Here is an 18190-nt window from a genome sequence, read left to right as displayed (position 1 = left end):
CCCCTTAGGTTGTGGTCGTTTCCATTTTGGGACATCCTAAAGTATCATCGTTTCTTCGAAAAACAAAAGTTTGGTGTAGGTGTGGCCATTTTTCTGAGTTATACCAGGTTTTATCAAATCTAATAGAAGAGGAACTTTGGAACCAATATTTGGAAGAATGTATCCAGTGGGAAAAATCTAAAAATCCCAATTGGAAACTAGTTAGTTTTTTTGATCCTGAGTATCCACAAAATTTAAAAGAAATTTATGACCCACCACTAGTTTTGGCCTGTTTGGGTAACCTTACCTTATTACAATTTCCAATGGTTGCAATTGTTGGAACAAGAAAGTCTTCACCAGTTTCGCTTTCTGCCACAAGTAAATTGGTGGAACTTTTTTCGACAAACAAAGGTTTGGCGGTGGTATCGGGTATGGCCCTCGGAATTGACAGGCAAGCCTTTTTATCTGCTTTGGAATTTGGACTTCCGGTAATAGGTGTGCTTGGAACCACTTTGGGTATGGAGTACCCACCGGGGAACCGGGATCTTTACAAACGTATCAAAGAAGATCCAAACCAACTTCTAATTACCGAATTTTTATTAAAAACAGAACCAGCCAAATGGACCTTTCCCAAACGGAATCGTGTTATTTCCGGTCTAGCGGACAAAGTGTACATTATGGAATCGGGACGTAAGTCAGGAACCATTTCTACTGCCTATAGTGCTATGGAACAAAATCGTGAGATCTTTGTTTTCGACCATCCCAAACAATTTGATAACGAAGGAGGAAGGTTACTCCTCCGGCAAGGGGCACAAAGGTTATTTGGGGAAACAAAGTTTCAAAAAGAGGAAGTGGAATTGGAAAGTAAGGAGATGAGTTATGAAGAATGGAGGAAAAGTCGAACCATCCCTTCTGGAATTCGAAGAGATGGCGAATGGAAAATAGATTTTACCCTTTAAATACAAATCCTGCGACAGTGGCTAAGACATAAATAAAAAGTAAAAACACTCCAAACGGTCGTTTGATTTTGTCTTTAGAGAAAACAATTCCTAAACGAAAGAGAACAAGAACGATGAGCATAGAAGGAAAGTAGAAGGTAAAAAAACTAACGGGAGCTTCGAGTCCGTTTTTAGTCACAGCAGCAGCGGCCCCAGAAACAAAGAGAACATTCAAAATATCAGCCCCAATGATATTACCCACTGCAAGTTCGGAATGTCCGCGACGAGAAGCTTGGATGGCGGTTACTAGTTCTGGGAGGGAAGTTCCAAAGGCAACAAGTGTGGCTCCAATGATGGAGTCAGGAATAGACAGGCGAACAGCTGTTTCTTGGACGGAAGGGATAAGAACCTTTGAAGATAAAATCACTAGGGTAATGGCAACTACTAGTTTTAGTAAAACAATCCAGAAAGGGGATTCGTCATACTCAGTTGTGACATCAATTCCTGCTTCGACTTCCCCAGGTTTGGAACGAGACCAACGAATGCTTAAATAAATATAAACAGCAAGTAAGATTAAAAATACAAATCCGGTTCCTTGGTCAATCCTTCCCCCTGTGGAGAATATGGATGTTAGGTTGGTCCAAGGAAGGGCCGCAAACACCAACAAAAATCCGGCTAGAACTTGGATCCAACCTTGACGATTGACAAGTCGTTTGTCAATGTCAGGTGGGGAAATCAAAATGGCGATTCCTAAAATGAGTCCTGTATCGCAAATAATGGAACCAACGGCATTCCCGAGTGCGATTCCTGGATTTCCCTCCAAAGCAGATAACACAGATACCGAAACTTCAGGGAGAGTTGTCCCTAAACTCACGATGGTGGCACCAATGATCATTTTAGGCACACCCCAGCGTGTCGAAAGGGAGACCGCCTCGTCTACAAGTACGTCTGCGGCTTTGCCCAAAACAAGGATAGAGCCGATGATAATGAGTAAAAGAACTGGTAAGGGAAGGGTTTGAAAAGTTGCAGTAAGAAATGCATCCATAGATAAAGGTCAGAATATGGAAAACTTCCTCCGACTGCGACTCTTTCTTTGGGTAGGGACCCTCGGATTTTTTTCTCCCGTACTCGGAGAACCACGATTGCCCAAGGAACCAAACCTTCCTTCTCTTCCTTTGGAAGAATCGAAAGAACCAAGGAATGCTCGTGGAGACAAAGAATCCACAGAACCTAAGGTTTTAAACCTTACCCTTTGTGACGGAAGAACCGTTCGTGGTGAGTCATCTAGCGGCAGTCAGTCGATGTCATTTGAACATTCAAAAGATGGAATTCTTTATAAAAAAAAATTGAATGTAAACGAACTAGACTCATTACGAATTGATTCCTGGGAACTAAAACAAAAACGAGAAGAAAAAAAAGGGATCACCTTTGAAGTGGTTCCTAAAAAAATTCGAATCCGAACAAAGAATGGGGAAGTGTTTTATAAAGAAACGGGAGTATCTGATTTAAAACTTTTAAATATCGAAATTAAAAATAACAACGGAGAAACCACTCTTTTTACCTTTTGGGTGGATTTGAAGTATCCTGATGGAAAATGGTACTCTGGATTACCGACTTTGAAACCAAACCAAGAATTTAGAGAAGATTGTTTGAAAGATGTGGTGAAGATGATTGAATGGGAATAAACTTACCTTTGGTCCGTTGAATAAGAAGGTGAGATAAAAAAACAAAACAAAGTCTTGGAAACGAATGTAGATAAACGGTCAGAGGGAGATTAAGTGGCACAAAGTTGATTCTTTTAACTAAGTATTCGTTTACACTGTTGTTACCGTTGTCTTTACTGTTGCTAAAATCCAATTCCAAACTACATTTCTTTAATCTGGAATTGGCGTCTAATTTTTGTTATTCGGATACACAATCCACATAGTAGGTTAATATACCAGATTCTGATTTTTCTTCCACAAGGCCGTGGATATCGGTTTCAAAACCTGGGAACTTAGAGTTAAACTCCCTTGCAAATTGTAAGTAACGAATGATGGTCATGTTGAACTTTTCTCCTGGAATGAGAAGTGGAATTCCTGGAGGATATGGTGTTAATAACACAGAAGTGATTCGACCTTCTAATTCATCAATAGGAACTCTTTCAATGTCACGGTGTGCCATTTTCGAAAATGCTTCCGAAGGTTTCATCGCAGGGATCATGGGGCTAAGATACATCTCTGTTGTTAGGTGGGAGATATTGTTTGCCCTATAAACTTCATGCATAGATTGGCAAAGGTCGCGTAGTCCGATGCGATCGTACTTAGGATAAGTTGCGGTAAACTTTGGCATCACACGCCAAAGAGGTTGGTTGGAATCATAATCATCTTTGAACTGTTGTAATTCGGTGACCATTGTATTCCAACGACCTTTTGTAATTCCAATGGTGAACATGATAAAGAAACTATAGAGTCCTGTTTTTTCTACAATGATTCCGTGTTCTGCTAAGTATTTAGTAAGAATAAGAGCAGGGATTCCCCAATCAGCAAATTCACCTTCCACACTCATCCCCGGAGTGATGACAGTTGCCTTGATGGGATCGAGCATATTAAAGCCTTCGGCAATGTCACCAAACCCATGCCAACGGTCATTGGCTTTAAGAATCCATTCGTCCCTCTCTCCAGCACCTTCGTCGGCAAGTGCCTCTGGTCCCCAAACACTAAACCACCAATCTTCTTCTAATTCCAATCCTACTTTGCGCATGGCTCTACGGAAATCGAGTGCTTCTTCAATAGACTCTTCCACAAGGGCATTCCCACCAGGAGACTCCATCATGGCCGCTGCCACATCACAAGAAGCGATGATGGCATACTGTGGACTAGTACTTGTATGCATTAAAAATGCTTCGTTAAAAAGATTTCTATCCAGAGTTTCTTTTTCACTGTTTTGCACTAGGATCTGGCTTGCTTGGGAAAGGCCAGCCAGAAGTTTATGTGTGGACTGGGTGGCAAAGATCATACTTTCTTTCGGACGTGGTCTGTCTGATCCAATGGCATGCATTCCCGTATAAAAACGATGAAAGGATGCATGTGGAAGCCATGCTTCATCAAAGTGAAGAGTTGAAATTTTTCCATCTAACTCAGATTTGATGTCTTCGACATTGTATAAAATTCCGTCGTAAGTACTTTGTGTAATGGTTAGAATTCTTGGGTTTCCTTTAACTTCTTTGGCAAAAGGGTGTTCTGCAATTTTTTTCTGGATGTTTTCCCATTTGAATTCGGATTTGGGAATAGGGCCGATGATCCCAAAATGGTTTCTTGTGGGCATTAAAAAAACAGGAATGGCTCCAGTCATTGTAATGGCATGTAATATACTTTTATGACAGTTGCGGTCAACAATCACAACATCGCCAGGGGCAACCGTACTATGCCAAACAATTTTATTAGAAGTGGAAGTTCCATTGGTTACAAAATACAAACTATCACATTGGAAAATTCGTGCTGCGTTTCTTTCACTGGCAGAAATAGGGCCTGTATGGTCTAGAAGTTGACCAAGTTCATCCACCGCATTACAAACGTCAGCTCTTAACATGTTCTCACCAAAAAATTGGTGGAACATTTGTCCTACAGGACTCTTTAGAAAAGCAACTCCACCCGAGTGACCAGGGCAATGCCAACTATAACTTCCATCATGTGCATATTGGGTTAAAGCTCTAAAGAAAGGAGGAGGCAAACTATCTAAGTAAGTTTTAACTTCTCTATGAATGGCACGCGCCATAAATTCAGGTGTGTCTTCAAACATATGAATGAAGCCATGTAATTCTTTTAATATGCTATTGGGAATGTGACGACTGGTTCTTGTTTCTCCGTAAAGGAACAGCGGTATATCGGCGTTTCTATGACGCACTTGTGTCACAAAATCTTTGAGTTGGCGGAGAGCATCGGGAACTTCGCCTTCCGTTTCTGGAGTGAACTCTTCATCGTCGATGGAAAGAATGAATCCACAAGCCCGACTCTGTTGTTGCACAAAACTCGTCAAATCTCCGTAGCTGGTCACACCCAGAACTTCGATACCTTCGCCTTCTAAGGCCTTTGCAATAGCTCGAATGCCAAGACCACTGGCATTTTCGGAACGAAAATCTTCATCGATGATGATGATAGGAAATTGTACGATACCGTTTTGATACATCACACTCCATAGGAAGAGCGACCACTTTAGAATCAAATAATTTTAGTATTTAAACTCGTTTTTTCGGAAGGTATTTATAATACTCCATTTCAATCGTGTTGATAAGGTAGGTGTAGTACTTAACCAATTTTTTATCGAACTTCTTTTTGTTCATTTCCTCTCTGTAGTGGTCGGCAAGTTGACCACGAAAGAGTGCTGACTTCATATCATTTCGGTTGATGAGAATGGTGTTCGGCAGATCCCGAATGGCAACATCGTCTGGGATGACTACGGTAGAAACAGATTGTAATACCGCATATTCTACAGTCGAAGCAACTTTGTCGTTATCTTTCTCTTTTCCCAATGTCATATTGTTTCGTTTGATATTGTCTAAGTTTTCGTAAATCCGAGATCGTAAGGATTTAGGATCCAAAACTTTGTCGGTGATTTTATTGAATCGTTTGGGAAATACGAAGTTATCTGCGGCTTTATAGATATTAGAAAGTTTTTCGTCCTTTTTGCTATTTTCTGTTTCATCCTCGTAGGAAGAAGAAGAGGAGCTAGATTGATAGGTTGGTTTACCCCAATCTCCAATCCCAGAAAATTTTCCTGAGTTTTTGATATCTTCTCGGATCTCTTCTGTAGATTTTTCTCGGAAATAAATGGCAGCCATAAATCCGAGAACAACAGAGAAAGGAACCCCAAAGAAAATTGGCATCGCAGAACGGAGGTAGTAAGCTCCTGTGATAAAAATAAGTGTGCTGACGACAAAGGTTAAAATTCCAGGAACAACATTGAAACGAGAGCGAATTTCATTGGATCTTTCCTTTTCCAATTCTTCCACTTCCATATTTTTGACATCGGCATTGAGTTTTGCAATTAACTCAGGTTTTAGTTTGTTATTAAGTTCTGGATGTTTAGGATTTGAAAGTTTATGGTTGATGATTTTGGCATAACCCAATTGTTTTTTGTATTCGGGATTGGTTCTTCCTTCAAACGCAAGTTTGTGGATGACCGCAGCCATATAACCATGATCCACAACATAATAAACAGATCTACCATCAGGAAGTTTTTCTTCATAATAAGAATGATCTGAAAATACATCGTCTTTCAAACGTTTGATGTATTCGTTTGCTTTTTCTTCCGAAGTGATCCCCGCTTTTGCGACTTCTTCTTCAAAATCAATTCTTAGTAGTGTATTATGATTTTTTGTATGTTCAGGAATTTTGGCGATGACTGCATTTTTAACTGTACCATAAATGCTATCATCTTTACGATTTAGAACCGAACCTTTTTCTTCCGAGAGTCTTTTTAAAATTTTCACACTCAGTTCAATAGTTTCTTTAACTGATAAAGATCTGTTTCCTTTTTCCATTGGATAAGGAAAGTTTTCAATGATGGATAAAAACTTTTTTACTTCTTCCTCTGGATTCATTTTCGATTCCAAAGAAGAAAATTTTGGTTTAGATAAATAATCGCTAAAAGTAGCAAGGAAAGATTCGTATTTTGCGTCTTTCGCAAGTTTGGTGAGTTGGTCTTTTGTAAAATGTTCCAATCCATTCATATGTGCAAGGATTTGGTTCACCACTTCTGGTAATCGTTTGAAACTTCCATCTGGTAAAATATTTAACTCATCAATCACGATATGATAATCGGCTAAAATCGGAAGTGCTAAGTTTTGTTCTCTTGCAAATTCAGTGAAGTCTTGGAGAAAATCCGGCATGGGAATATAAGGTAAATTTCCAAATCCTTTTCTGACAAGAGAGGAGATTTCTGCTTCAAGAGATCCAAGTTTTGGATAAAGCCAAGTGTTACCTTCTTTGTTCTTTTGCAAAAGTAAGGAACCTGGATTTTCTTCATCCCAATTCCTTCCTTTTTTAGCACGGTTATCTAAAAGTACCTTGATTAGGTCTTGCGAAAATCGAAAACAAGCCTGCCTGTAAGGTTGGGTATCCGTTTTATTTTCGTTTTGCGGTGCTACGAGTGCAATTTTAGAAGCAATTTTGCTACCATTTCGAATGAGATATGGGTAGGCGTAAGCGGCTCTGTTTTGGCCTCTGTGGTCAATGTCCAAAATTTGACGCAGTGCATGGTAAATGGAATTTTCCGTGCGACCTTGGGTTCCTAGGTTTGTATATTTTCCAAGAGCTTCGGGAAGTTTGTCTACAGTCAGCAAATAGGATGCGTGTTTTTCTTTGGAGCCATGTTTTTCTAAACGTTTGTGCCAGTCTTTGAGTTCGTCCAGGATACAACGTGCTGTAGGTGTTAGACTACCAACCGAATCAGACAAAAAGATATAGGATTGTGCGGATGGTCTATCGGAAGATGTTTCCTCTTTGGCAGACGGATTCTCTACGTCTGTGTCTGATAGATCAAAGTTGTCTTCACTCATTTGGATTTTGCCTGGTGTGAAGCCACAATTTTTGCAAGGATATGGGCTCCCCTGGCTAATTCTTCTTCCTTACGGCAATATGTCAAACGTATGCATTCTTTAGTATGGGAAAAATCTGAGTTTAATCCCGGAAAGAAATAATGACCTGAAACTATAAAGAGCCGTTTATCTTTACAAAGGTGGTAAAGTTTGTGATTTGATATGGAAAGATTCGGAAAACGAATCCAAAGAAAAAATCCACCCAAAGGATCGTGGATTTCATACTCCACTCCCAACTTTTTAAATTCTGATTCAAAGATCGCAATGGCAAGTTCCAACTTTTTTTCATAAAACGGACGTAAGACGTTTTTTGCAAGATCGGGTAGGATATTTTTTCGAAAAAGAATCTCCATCATATATACACCCAGGTTCCCCACAGCTAAGTTTCCAACGGCCGCAAAAGAGGAAAGAGTTTCAATAGTATCTGGATTGGAGATGATGATACCCAATCGAACCCCTGGTAGACCAATTTTGGAAAAACTTAAAGATAAAGTTCTTCCTTCGGCGTAAGTGATAGGTTCTTCGGTTGCAATGAGGTTGGGGAAAGGATTTCCATAAGCTAGGTCAACAAGAAGTGGGATTGATTTTTTTTGGGTTCTTTCTTCTATCCATTGAATGTCTTCCATTGGAAAAATATTTCCGGTGGGATTTGTGGGCCTTGACATCACAACACAACCAATGTTTGAGAGATCAAAGTTTTCTTTGTTAAATCCATAACGAAATCTATGGTTTCCTGTTGGGATCACATCGGGTGCGTTTGCCAAAAAAGTATCGGCTTCGATGGTTTGGTCCGCATAACCAATATATTCTGGGACTACGGGTAAAAGGATTTTTTTGAAACTCCCATCAGACATTTTTCCTGAATGGATGTTGAGTAGATAGGAGTAGGCATTTTGGCTGCCGTTAAAAAAAGCAATATTGTCTTTTGTGAGTCTGGCACCTAAATGCGGAGAAAGATATTCAGCGGCTAACGAACGGAAACGGTCGTTTCCAATCGGAGCTTGGTAGTCTCCGAGAAGTGCAGTGAGGTTCGGGTCATTGGCTAAGGTTTGAAAACAGGCAGCAAAAATTTCTTCGGCTTCGGGAATATGGGCGGGATTTCCACCCCCGAGTAGGATTTCCTCAGGGTGTCCCGTAACTTGGCCTAAATCTTCCATGAGAGAACGAATTCCCTGGTTTTGGCGGAGGCGGCTGGCCCAAAGAGAAGGAAAAGAATCCGTCATGGGCGTCATATTCACCAGACTTTCTCGTTTCTGAACCATTTTTCTGAGGGAATCTTAAAATTATGTTCGCATTTCGAAAAATGAAGTGACATAATTCAGAAATACGGTATTTAAGTGACATAATATAGAGGAGTGCTGTTGGATGAGCACCGAAACAATACAAAGACCTATTCGAAAAGAAAAAGATATCGAATTTTTTAAACCGACTCTATCCAGGGAAGACCTGAAAGGGGTTTTAGAGTGTCTCGTAGAAGAACATCTTTCTACCGGTGAAATCGTAGAACGTTTCGAAAAAACGTTTTGCCATACATTTAAAATTAAATATGCAGTTTCTTCCAATTCCCTTACCTCCGCATACCACTTAGCATTACTTGCGTTAGGTGTAAAAGCAGGGGACTCCGTTATCCTTTCTAGTTATGCACCCATCTCGGCTTTGGATGCCATTTTTCTTTTGCAAGCAAAACCTGTGCTTGTGGATTTAAAACGAAATTCTTTCCACCCATGTCCTGAAGAATTCCTTCGCAAAAAAAATGAGTCAGGTGCGAAATTTGCTCTATTTGATCATAGTTTTGGATCTCTCATTCGTCTTTCCGATTATTCTATCGAAGGATTGGAAATAGTAGAAGATTTTACAGAAGCCATTGGTGCCACTTCCGAAACCATTTCCGTCGGCAAACAATCTAAAATTGCAATTTGTGGCCTCAGTGCTGAAAATATCATCACCACCGGAAATGGGGCGATGATCATTACTTCGGAACTTTCTCTTTCCAATGCAGTGAAATCCTATAAGTCTGGGTCTTCCGCCAAACGTAACTTTGGTGAACCAAAGTATGATTATAATTTGGTGGATTACCAAGCTGCTCTTGGAATCGAACAACTTTCTAAACTCGGTGTGATTTTAGAACGTAAGAAAAAAATTGCGTCTGCTTACTTACAAGCAGTTCAAAATTCTAGATTAGAAACTTATTTTCAAAATCCAACAGAAGATACGTTCCAAAGATTTCCTATCGTTGTATCGGGCCAAAACTACGAAGAGATCCAACGATATTTTAAGTCGATTCATATTGGAACACAAAGAACTGTAGATGAACCAATTCATCGAGTGTTGGAAGAAAATCCTTTGGAATTTCCTAATGCGGAACGCCTTTACCAAAGAGGGCATTGTATTCCAATTTATCCTAACCTAACAAAAGATAATGTACAACGGATTGCCACTGCCATCCGACGAATCTATTGATTGGATAGGACTCTCTATTATCTAGACTCACTTTTTGAGTATAGATTGCCTTCTAATCCTCCAAATTTAGATTCCTCTCTCAAAAGGAGGAATCGTTGTTTAGAGAAAATGTTTTTTCCGATCTCAAGGCCAGAAGACTTTGTCCTTGTTGAAGAATTACCCAGCGCAGAACTTTCCAAACATTGGAAGGACTCTGGACTCACTCCGGGAACACCGTTTTTAGAAGGGGGGCTCCTGGGCGATGTCACTCTTGTCGAATGGGGGTGCCGAAACGAATGGTATGAAGGTAGACTGCAGGAAGATCCGATTCGTATCGAAACTTCAAGGTATCTCAATTCCAAAATTACCCAACTAGATTTTCGAAAACACCACTCACCTTTGCCTGCAAAGGTAATTACTTCCGAAGAACATTTGTTTGCCGAACTAGAAGAAACAAAACTTCCCATTGTTCTTAAAAGTGAATTTGGTCTAGCTGGTCGAAACCATATCATTTTTAAATCGCCATCAGACTCCTGGAAGATGTCCCAAGTGAACAAAAAACTTTTTGGTTTTCCCATCGTAGCTGAGTCTTGGGTGGGAGAGGAAAGATTCTTTGATTTTTCAACTTTATGGGATGTGTTAGATGGAGAGTTCTTTTATTTAACTTCTACCGCGATGCTCATCGATAAGGAAGGAGTATTTCGTGGGATTCGTATCGCTGGAACAGACCTTCCTCATTCAGCTCACTTTTTACCACCTGTCATGGATCTTGTACGTGATACCAAGGGACTTGTTCCTAAAGAATATTCTGGGCCCTGTGCGATTGATGGGTTTTTGTATAGGGAAGAAGGAAGGACTCAAATCCAACCTGTATCTGAATTTAACTTTCGTTACTCGATTGGTCGAATTTTGTGGGAAATTAGAAAAAAACGAAATGCAGGGAAAGATACTGTCAGTGGAATTTTAATATTGCCTTACCCGAAACAAGGTTCTTTAGAGGAATGGTCTACGTTAAATCGATTGGAAAAAGAATTAGGTGTTAGTTTAATTCTATTAACACCCGTAAGAGATTTATCTGGAAAACCATACCAAAATACAGTTTTGTATTTTGAAACCACGGAGGAAAAAGAACCATCCGTGGTAGAATCTATTTGGTTATCCTGGATGGCTTGATTATTTTAAAAACTTTTATTAAACACCATCTCTGTTGGAAATAAATTCATGTTTTCCATTGATCTCGAGGATTGGATCAGTTGGATTTCCTCTGCGTTTGATTTCTAAAATATCTGTATTCGTGAGAGGAAGTGTTGCTTCTAAACTCACAATGACTTTGTCCCCTTTTTCTGTCCAAGTACATAACATCTTCGCAGTTTCATATCCCATTTCACAAGTTCCATCATTATGAAGTTGGATCCTTGCAATATTGGATTTGGTTTTCCATTTTCCAATGGCCCAAGTATTTTTGGGAGGGATAAGAGCAGAACCTGCTTGTTCTGAATTGAATAAAACTTCTGCGATGGCAGTATTTTCTGTATTGGTTCCTTTATATACTTCTTGGATTGTCAGAGTAATTTCTTTTGTCCTAAGTTCTGATTTGAATTCGATCATTTGAAGAGATAAACTATCTTTCAAAGTAACAATCTCTTCGTTTCCATCTTCGGTAGAAATTTTTAATTTTTTGATTCGGTTGTTTGCAGCCCAAAGTTTAGGATCACCAAATCCATTGTAGATGGAAAGAGAGCGAAAACTAATCGGCGATTTGTATTTGATTTGTAAAGATTCTCCAATCCCTTCGCCGGCTGCCCCTTCAACCCAACTGGTTTTGAGTTTTCCGTCCATAGCTAATAGAGGAGTGTATTTTTTTGAATTTGGTAACAATTGACTCGTGGAAGTAATGTTTGGAGGATTGAGTGGTTCTGCTAAGATAGGAAAACAAAAAGCCGCAATGATTAGGGAAGTTTTTGAAATAGAAAACTGCATACACAGAATTATAAGTATCTAAAAATTTGAGCAAGTAGGAAAAAAAACAAATGAAGGAAGCTTGGGATTTCAGCACAATCTATGTCACTTTTTCCTCGGAAGAGGAAGCCAAAAAAATATCCAAAGAGGTAGTGGCAGAACGACTGGCAGCTTGTGCCAATATCATAAAATCAATGGATTCAATTTATATTTGGAATGATGTTTTGGAAGAAACAACGGAAATGGTTTGTTTGTTCAAAACCACCAAGGATAAGGTTGGGTCCTTAATGCAGAGGATCAAAGAATTACATTCTTATGAAACTCCCTGCATTGTGGAGTGGCCTATTGTTTCTGGTAATCCAGACTATTTAGATTGGATTCGAAAATCCTTATAGAATTCTTTGATTTTATCGAATAATATTTCGAAACCTAATTCTTTTCGCCAAGTGAGAAAGGTTTCAGGCATTTGTACAGAAGTAAACCAAGGATAGGCAGGTGATTCCTTTGGTTCCGCAAGCATTCCCATAAGACTTGCCAAGGTCAAATCAACGCGGCCAAAGGTAGTTCCATTAAAAAATTTGCTGCCTTTATAAATTTCAATCAATTCTTTGGAACATTCGTCTAGTGATTGTTTTACGACCTCCAAGTTTTTGGGAGTAATTTTGTATCTTCTTTTGAGAGATAAAGCTATCAATTCAAAATGTTCAGGAGCACCAACGGTATCATTAGGCGATGCGGGTTTTAATAAAAATAATTTACCTACAATTTCAGGATAATCTAAAATAAAGTGATACAAAAGTGTTTGTAAACTTTTTCCAATTTGAGTATCGATTTTTTCTTCCATCTGTTTTTCTTCTGAAGAAGCTTTGTGGCCAAATGCCTTTTCTTCCACTAAATCCAGAATATTGCCAGAACCTTGAATGATCCCTGTTTCTGTCTCTAAAACTGGTACATAGAGATCGCTGACTATGGGTTTTAAAGTTTGGATGTGTTGTCCGGGAACAAGAGGGTTTAGTTTGTAATCGTAATTTGCAAGATCCAATGCCCATCTAGCTTTTTCAGAAAAATGTGAAATGGGGAAGGTGAATAAAGTTGCAGTCATTTGTCGAAGTTAGTAGATAAGAAATCATTCGGCAATCAAGTTTTTGTCATGGAAAATGGATTGTCTTTTAAGAGTTCACATCGTAAATATGATTCCTGTTTTATGAGATTTGGTTTTTTTATCCTATTTCTAGTTTGTCCCATTGGATTTCTAGTTGCCAAAGAACATTCGGAATTCTGTTCGATGGAAAGATTGTGTGTCATTTACATTCAGGATAAAACAGGAGTGGATATTTACTTTCAAAACAAAATCGCCATTGATGAAACTTTTACTACTGTCTCCGTTAATGCAACGTCCACGAATATGAGAAGTTCTCGTAAACTTCCCTTAGTGACTGTTTTAAAAGGTCCAAAACGTAAAAAACTATTCCGACTAAACGTAAATAAACCTAACAAACGCTGGGTGTATCAAATTAAATACAAATGGATTTTAGGAAATTATTCCGCCTCCCACGATCCTAAAGTTGTCTATGAACTTCCGTTTGAAAAAGGATTAAAAGTTCGGGTGTACCAAGGTTATAAAGGAACCAAAAGCCATCAAGGTGACAATCGTTATTCGATCGATTTTGGATTGAAAGAAGGAGATTTGATTACAGCAGCAAGAGATGGAGTTGTGATTGATACAGAACAAAAAAATAATGAAGGTGGTTTCGAAATCAAATATATTCATTCTGCAAATTATATAAAGATTCTTCATGACGATGGAACCATAGGTCAATATGCCCACCTTCGTTATATGGGAGTTCTTGTCAAACGAGGCCAACGTGTTACAGCTGGAACTCCGATTGGTTATGCAGGTAGCACTGGGTTCAGCGATGGACCTCATTTACACTTTGAAGTGTATAAGCCCACTCGCAGTTTGCGCAAACAAACAATTCCTACTCAATTTCGAACGGAGTTTACCGAAGCGGATGTTGTTAAGGAAGGAGAACTTCTCTGGCGAAGAGATCCTAATTTGCCTGTTATAAAACTTCAGTCGGATATAGATGAAATTCAAATTTGTGAATCTGTTCAAAATCTAGAGAGATTGGGATGTAATGGAACCTCTTTTGCTACGGGTTCCCCAATTTATTTTTATATTCCTCTTTTGAAGCCATCTCGTTATAAAATTCAAATTTCCGTTCGTAAAAATGGTACCTCTATTTTGAAATTGTATAATTGGGAGACAAATTCTGACTGGTGGGATACTTATTTAGATGTCCAGCTAGAAGATCCTTTGGAAACTTTGGAAGGAGATTGGACGGCCATTGTATCAATCGATGGAGTTGTCCAAAAGGAAGTTGAATTTCAATTAACGAGTATCAAGTGAATCGGTTTTTAATCATCATATTATTTTTTTGTTTTTCTTTTGGATTGTATGCGGAATCAAATGTTACTGAAGAATGTAATCAGGAATGGATTTGTCTTATCCAATCAAAGGATGAGGATGGAATTGAGTTATCTATCCGTAACTACAATTCGAATGCAAAAATTACAAATTCCGTTCTTTTGAACGCTACCCTGGTAAATTTCAAAACGGATATAGTTTTTCCTTACTTCGTTGTTGTCAAAGGTCCTTCTCCTGTTTTTATAACCAAGTTCCTGTTAGATGATAAAACTAAAAATGCATTCCATTCGTTTTCTTTTCGAGTCAGACCTGGAGATTGGGATAGCATTCATGATGATTCGGTGAGTTATCTATTACCTTTTGGTCCGGAAATTCATGCAAAAGTCGTACAAGGATACAACGGAAGTGTAACTCATTTTGGCAACTTTGCCCATTCGATTGATTTTGGAATTCCTGTTGGCACACCCGTTCATGCAGCAAGAAAAGGTTATGTGATGGCAACTGAGTCACGTTATTCGGAGGGCGGGTTTCGCAAAGATTTATTATCGAAAGCAAATTTTATCATCATTCAACATGAGGATGGGACTTTAGGAAATTATGCACACCTTATGAAAAATGGTGTGGTTGTGAAAGTAGGTGATACTGTAGATGCTGGGCAATTGATTGGATATTCGGGTAATACTGGTTATACGCAAGGGCCTCACCTTCACTTTGAAGTTCACAAACCAAATCGCCAACTTGAGGTAACCACCATTCCCACTGTGTTTAAAACACAATATTCCGACAGAGATACTTTGAATGAATTTTATACGTATTGGCATCCTAAGCCAGGGATTGATCCGCCTAAATCAGATATTTTACCAGAAGACATTCAGGTTTGTAAATTAAATACAAAACGTGAGAAAATACAATGTGGGGATAATACCTTTCAATTGGGGGAAAACTTCCTTGTGTCTTTAGAATTCATTCGGCCGGGAAACCAAAGAATTGAGGTAGATATATCCATTGATGGAAAAGGTTTTGAACCTATGAAGCTGGATTGGGTGGCACAAAAAAACTTAGCCTTTGAAGGGAGGTATCTTTCTATCGCGAACAATCCCAAATTCATCGGCCGATGGAAGGTGAAAGTGCGGATCAACGGAGAGGAAAAAAAGATACTTTTTTTTGATGTGAAACAGTAACTATTTGACAAGTAAATGTATGTATAGTAGATTGGCTATGGGCTTTCCAAGACCTTTTGGTCGTTCTACTGGGGGTGCAAACCCCCATCTTTTTTCTCACCTGAGTGCAGATTCGTCTTCCCAGAATTGATTCCTTTCCTAGTTTGAGATTCCTATGGAAATGGATGTATCAGTCAATGTTCTCGGTGGGCCTTTGGTTCCATGTTCCACACAGCCACTTACAGGTTTTTTTAGGGATGGCTGTTGTAATACTTCTGACGAAGATGTCGGTTCTCATACGGTTTGTGTATTGGCAACAGAGGAATTTTTGGAATCCCAAAAACAAAGTGGAAATGATCTCATCACTCCCTGGCCACAATATGCATTCCCTGGTGTCAAACCAGGAGAACGTTGGTGCCTTTGCGCTTCTAGGTGGTTAGAGGCTTATCGTAATGGGGTAGCTCCCAAAGTTTTTTTGGAGTCTACCCACAAACGTGCGTTAGAGATCATTCCCTTGGAGTTATTGGAAAGATTTGCCGCTGATGAATTCAATTAGTACTTTTTAAGAGCATCCAAATACGCTCGTGTGTGTTTGGATGTATTGTGGAGGAGGGAACCGAGAATATTATGGATCGGATGATTGGCTTCATATAAAGTTTCGTATTTCGGAATCTCCAAATTTTCCAACTGTTCATCCATAGGTTCCCCAGCATCGTAGGCTTCTTTACAAACATTTTCTCGCAGTCCATCCATACCTAACCAATGTGGTTTTTCTTTTTTGGAAAAGTCGGTGATGGAAGTGGCCACTGGGTGATTCCAGTTTTTGGTTTCAATTAAGTTTCGAATCAAATAATACTGGTATTCTTCTATCAAAGTATGCCTTCCCGAAACAAACCGGACCATATCATCTTTTGGTGTTTGGTATCCTACAATCGATACGAGTTGTACGCCAATTTGTTTGGCAGCGCTCACTCTCGGTAATACGGAAGAATGGTATGGTTGTGTCAGGTCTTGAATGTAATGTAGTGCCCAACCTGCAAAACGATATCCCCAATAAGGATGACCTGTTCGAAATGCTAAGTTGGATAACTCTGTAAATTGATGGATGCGGTATTCGGGATAAGTTCGTTTTAAAAATCCAGCTAGAGCAAAAATTATGCCGGGTTCATAATAGAATCCCATATGGAAGGGTGCTTGTGACGAAAATTCAACAGCAGGATTTCCAAATGGTTGGTATCCGAAGCCGTAAATTTTTCCGACTTCACTACCACTATCTTCAAAAAGATATAAATCCAAATCGTAATCAGGTTCATCTGTGGCCGAAATCAAAACTTCATCAGCACCAATCATTTGACCTTCATGTAAGGATAAAAAGGTTTCGTTGGTGAGTTTTCCTTTATCATTTAAAGTTGTGAGTTTGTCCAAAGGCAGTTTTGTCCCACCTCGTTTGGCGACAGATTGTATATAAAGCGAAGCCTTGTGGTTTGGGTTCACACGAAGTGCTTTATAAAAACTAACAACAAGATCTGTATCTTTTGTCGATTTAGAAAACTTTAAACTATCGTTAGTAGGAGTTAGGTGAGGAAGGCGATTCCTTGCCCATTCTTCAGAAATAGACAAACTTTCTTGGATGGAAGATTTTTCTTTTGATAAAAATGTCTTTAAAGATTCTACTTTGACTAAAGGGGTAGGTTGACCTTTCCAATGGTCTTTTAAAATTAAATAGGTAATTCCTGCGTGGTTGTTCCAGGCAAAGGCAGGGATAGTAAAAACAAAAATGGTGACGAAGCTGATAATTTTATTCATTGGTTACTTTATTTTCCTTTTTTTGAAAGATAGTTCCGTTCCAATTGTATTCGGATTGGAAGTATTCATGAGAACTTTCATCATCGACATCAAAACTATGAGTTAATTCGATGATTGTATTTGGTTTTCCTTTTATAAGTTTACGGTTGATTCTTTTGTCGGCAGGCAAATTTTCATTGGGAAAAATAAGCCAAGATTCTGCACAAGAAGGAGGATCACAAGCACCAGGATTCCAAGAAAACTGTGGAACGAATTTTAGATCTTTATCCATTGTGAAAATTTGTTCGTTTGTATATCCGTATTCAATTTCTGAAAATACAAGATATCTTAATCCAAAAACGGCAACGGGGGCAGGTGCAAACGAGGTTGGTTGATAAATTGTATGATTCCATCCTTCATTGCTTATAGGTCCAACATCCCAACTTCCTATGGATAATATTTGATTGTTTTGGATTAGTTTTAGTTCGAGTTTCCTTAACCGTACGCCTAGGTTTCGTGCTAATAGAGTTTTGTCATTCCATTCGAATGCATAATCAGAGAGTAATCCACCCCACACATATCCAATCTCTTTTTCTGATTGGATTTTATACCAGTATTCCTTAACTGAATTCTGTTCCAAAATTTGGTTCGTTTTTGTGAGAATTTTGACTGAATCGCCGATTGAAAGTTTCTTTAAAACTTTAGCATTTATATTATTTGTTTCTCTAAGGTTGACATTGTCACCAAATATCAGATAGGTGGAACCTTCGGTTTTTTCGTGTATATAGTCATCCCAGTGATTTTGAGGAAAAATGGGAAAAACGAATAGAAACATCAAAATGCTGAGTAAAGATTTGTAACCCGACATAGTGTAAAAAATAGGGAACGTAAGGTCAAGAGTCGATCTCTTTTCGATAGTAGTGGT

General features: G+C 38.9%; 16 protein-coding genes. 8 read left to right on the top strand and 8 right to left on the bottom strand.

Annotation, left to right across the window (positions count from 1 at the left end):
- The first annotated feature begins 11 nt into the window (after window positions 1–11).
- Window positions 12–938, top strand: coding sequence for a DNA-processing protein DprA (dprA, locus tag EHQ31_RS14965; protein ID WP_135571548.1), 927 nt, complete (start codon window positions 12–14; stop codon window positions 936–938).
- Here dprA and EHQ31_RS14960 read toward each other — a convergent pair.
- A complete protein-coding gene (locus EHQ31_RS14960; protein ID WP_135571545.1) occupies window positions 928–1962 on the bottom strand; it encodes a sodium:calcium antiporter in 1035 nt (344 codons plus the stop codon). The genes dprA and EHQ31_RS14960 overlap by 11 nt on opposite strands.
- On the opposite strand from EHQ31_RS14960, the gene EHQ31_RS14955 reads away from it, so the two are divergent.
- Window positions 1961–2602 (top strand): hypothetical protein, encoded by a 642-nt coding sequence (locus tag EHQ31_RS14955; RefSeq protein WP_135571543.1) that lies wholly within the window; start codon window positions 1961–1963, stop codon window positions 2600–2602. The two genes, EHQ31_RS14960 and EHQ31_RS14955, sit on opposite strands and share 2 nt — an antisense overlap.
- A gap of 217 nt (window positions 2603–2819) precedes the next feature.
- On the opposite strand, the gene EHQ31_RS14950 is transcribed toward EHQ31_RS14955, so the two are convergent.
- The 3 genes from EHQ31_RS14950 to EHQ31_RS14940 are packed head-to-tail and all read right to left on the bottom strand — an operon-like array spanning window position 2820 to window position 8726.
- A complete protein-coding gene (locus EHQ31_RS14950) occupies window positions 2820–5084 on the bottom strand; it encodes an arginine/lysine/ornithine decarboxylase (protein ID WP_135571541.1) in 2265 nt (754 codons plus the stop codon).
- A 49-nt stretch (window positions 5085–5133) separates the two neighbouring features.
- Window positions 5134–7455 carry a hypothetical protein gene (locus tag EHQ31_RS14945; protein ID WP_135571539.1) on the bottom strand — a complete coding sequence of 774 codons (2322 nt, stop codon included), beginning with the start codon at window positions 7453–7455 and terminating at the stop codon, window positions 5134–5136.
- Complete coding sequence (locus tag EHQ31_RS14940) at window positions 7452–8726, bottom strand: valine--pyruvate transaminase (protein WP_135573970.1); 1275 nt, start codon at window positions 8724–8726, stop codon at window positions 7452–7454. Before EHQ31_RS14940 ends, EHQ31_RS14945 begins: the two co-directional genes overlap by 4 nt.
- Before the next feature lie 133 nt (window positions 8727–8859).
- Here EHQ31_RS14940 and EHQ31_RS14935 point away from each other — a divergent pair, with 133 nt between their 5' ends.
- Together EHQ31_RS14935 and EHQ31_RS14930 are read left to right on the top strand one after the other, a co-directional pair.
- On the top strand, window positions 8860–9954 hold the full coding sequence (locus tag EHQ31_RS14935) for a DegT/DnrJ/EryC1/StrS family aminotransferase (protein WP_135571537.1): 1095 nt from the start codon (window positions 8860–8862) through the stop codon (window positions 9952–9954).
- Window positions 9955–10062: 108 nt separating this feature from the next.
- On the top strand, window positions 10063–11106 hold the full coding sequence (locus tag EHQ31_RS14930) for a hypothetical protein (RefSeq protein WP_135571535.1): 1044 nt from the start codon (window positions 10063–10065) through the stop codon (window positions 11104–11106).
- 18 nt (window positions 11107–11124) lie between these two features.
- On the opposite strand, the gene EHQ31_RS14925 is transcribed toward EHQ31_RS14930, so the two are convergent.
- Window positions 11125–11913 (bottom strand): NADase-type glycan-binding domain-containing protein, encoded by a 789-nt coding sequence (locus EHQ31_RS14925; RefSeq protein WP_135571533.1) that lies wholly within the window; start codon window positions 11911–11913, stop codon window positions 11125–11127.
- 50 nt (window positions 11914–11963) lie between these two features.
- Between EHQ31_RS14925 and cutA the strand changes: the two genes are divergently transcribed.
- A complete protein-coding gene (gene cutA, locus EHQ31_RS14920; protein ID WP_135571531.1) occupies window positions 11964–12287 on the top strand; it encodes a divalent-cation tolerance protein CutA in 324 nt (107 codons plus the stop codon).
- Here cutA and EHQ31_RS14915 read toward each other — a convergent pair.
- Window positions 12257–12994 (bottom strand): glutathione S-transferase N-terminal domain-containing protein, encoded by a 738-nt coding sequence (locus EHQ31_RS14915; RefSeq protein WP_135571529.1) that lies wholly within the window; start codon window positions 12992–12994, stop codon window positions 12257–12259. The two genes, cutA and EHQ31_RS14915, sit on opposite strands and share 31 nt — an antisense overlap.
- 102 nt (window positions 12995–13096) lie before the next feature.
- On the opposite strand from EHQ31_RS14915, the gene EHQ31_RS14910 reads away from it, so the two are divergent.
- The 3 genes from EHQ31_RS14910 (at window position 13097) to EHQ31_RS14900 (ending at window position 16036) form a co-directional block, all read left to right on the top strand.
- Complete coding sequence (locus EHQ31_RS14910; protein WP_135571527.1) at window positions 13097–14302, top strand: M23 family metallopeptidase; 1206 nt, start codon at window positions 13097–13099, stop codon at window positions 14300–14302.
- Window positions 14299–15501, top strand: coding sequence for a M23 family metallopeptidase (locus tag EHQ31_RS14905; RefSeq protein ID WP_135571525.1), 1203 nt, complete (start codon window positions 14299–14301; stop codon window positions 15499–15501). The genes EHQ31_RS14910 and EHQ31_RS14905 overlap by 4 nt, the downstream gene beginning before the upstream one ends.
- A gap of 154 nt (window positions 15502–15655) precedes the next feature.
- The gene (locus tag EHQ31_RS14900) at window positions 15656–16036 is read left to right on the top strand and encodes a DUF2237 family protein (RefSeq protein WP_135571524.1); all 381 of its coding nucleotides are present in this window, start codon (window positions 15656–15658) and stop codon (window positions 16034–16036) included.
- Here the strand turns inward: EHQ31_RS14900 and EHQ31_RS14895 are convergent.
- Together EHQ31_RS14895 and EHQ31_RS14890 are read right to left on the bottom strand one after the other, a co-directional pair.
- On the bottom strand, window positions 16033–17286 hold the full coding sequence (locus tag EHQ31_RS14895; RefSeq protein WP_135571522.1) for a phospholipase C/P1 nuclease family protein: 1254 nt from the start codon (window positions 17284–17286) through the stop codon (window positions 16033–16035). The genes EHQ31_RS14900 and EHQ31_RS14895 overlap by 4 nt on opposite strands.
- Window positions 17279–18133, bottom strand: a complete 855-nt coding sequence (locus tag EHQ31_RS14890; protein WP_135571520.1) for an SH3 domain-containing protein — start codon at window positions 18131–18133, stop codon at window positions 17279–17281. The genes EHQ31_RS14895 and EHQ31_RS14890 overlap by 8 nt, the downstream gene beginning before the upstream one ends.
- Window positions 18134–18190: the final 57 nt, after the last annotated feature.

Source organism: Leptospira montravelensis, from assembly GCF_004770045.1.
In the GTDB taxonomy this organism is placed as follows: domain Bacteria; phylum Spirochaetota; class Leptospiria; order Leptospirales; family Leptospiraceae; genus Leptospira_A; species Leptospira_A montravelensis.
This window is presented reverse-complemented; position numbering and strand designations above follow the sequence as displayed.

Coding starts and splice junctions, on each gene's coding strand:
- EHQ31_RS14890 (WP_135571520.1), bottom strand. CDS start 18,133: ATGTCGGGTTACAAATCTTTACTCAGCATTTTGATGTTTCTATTCGTT.
- EHQ31_RS14915 (WP_135571529.1), bottom strand. CDS start 12,994: ATGACTGCAACTTTATTCACCTTCCCCATTTCACATTTTTCTGAAAAA.
- EHQ31_RS14930 (WP_135571535.1), top strand. CDS start 10,063: ATGTTTTTTCCGATCTCAAGGCCAGAAGACTTTGTCCTTGTTGAAGAA.
- EHQ31_RS14935 (WP_135571537.1), top strand. CDS start 8,860: ATGAGCACCGAAACAATACAAAGACCTATTCGAAAAGAAAAAGATATC.
- cutA (WP_135571531.1), top strand. CDS start 11,964: ATGAAGGAAGCTTGGGATTTCAGCACAATCTATGTCACTTTTTCCTCG.
- EHQ31_RS14960 (WP_135571545.1), bottom strand. CDS start 1,962: ATGGATGCATTTCTTACTGCAACTTTTCAAACCCTTCCCTTACCAGTT.
- EHQ31_RS14910 (WP_135571527.1), top strand. CDS start 13,097: ATGAGATTTGGTTTTTTTATCCTATTTCTAGTTTGTCCCATTGGATTT.
- EHQ31_RS14895 (WP_135571522.1), bottom strand. CDS start 17,286: ATGAATAAAATTATCAGCTTCGTCACCATTTTTGTTTTTACTATCCCT.
- EHQ31_RS14940 (WP_135573970.1), bottom strand. CDS start 8,726: ATGACGCCCATGACGGATTCTTTTCCTTCTCTTTGGGCCAGCCGCCTC.
- EHQ31_RS14900 (WP_135571524.1), top strand. CDS start 15,656: ATGGAAATGGATGTATCAGTCAATGTTCTCGGTGGGCCTTTGGTTCCA.
- EHQ31_RS14925 (WP_135571533.1), bottom strand. CDS start 11,913: ATGCAGTTTTCTATTTCAAAAACTTCCCTAATCATTGCGGCTTTTTGT.
- EHQ31_RS14945 (WP_135571539.1), bottom strand. CDS start 7,455: ATGAGTGAAGACAACTTTGATCTATCAGACACAGACGTAGAGAATCCG.
- EHQ31_RS14950 (WP_135571541.1), bottom strand. CDS start 5,084: ATGTATCAAAACGGTATCGTACAATTTCCTATCATCATCATCGATGAA.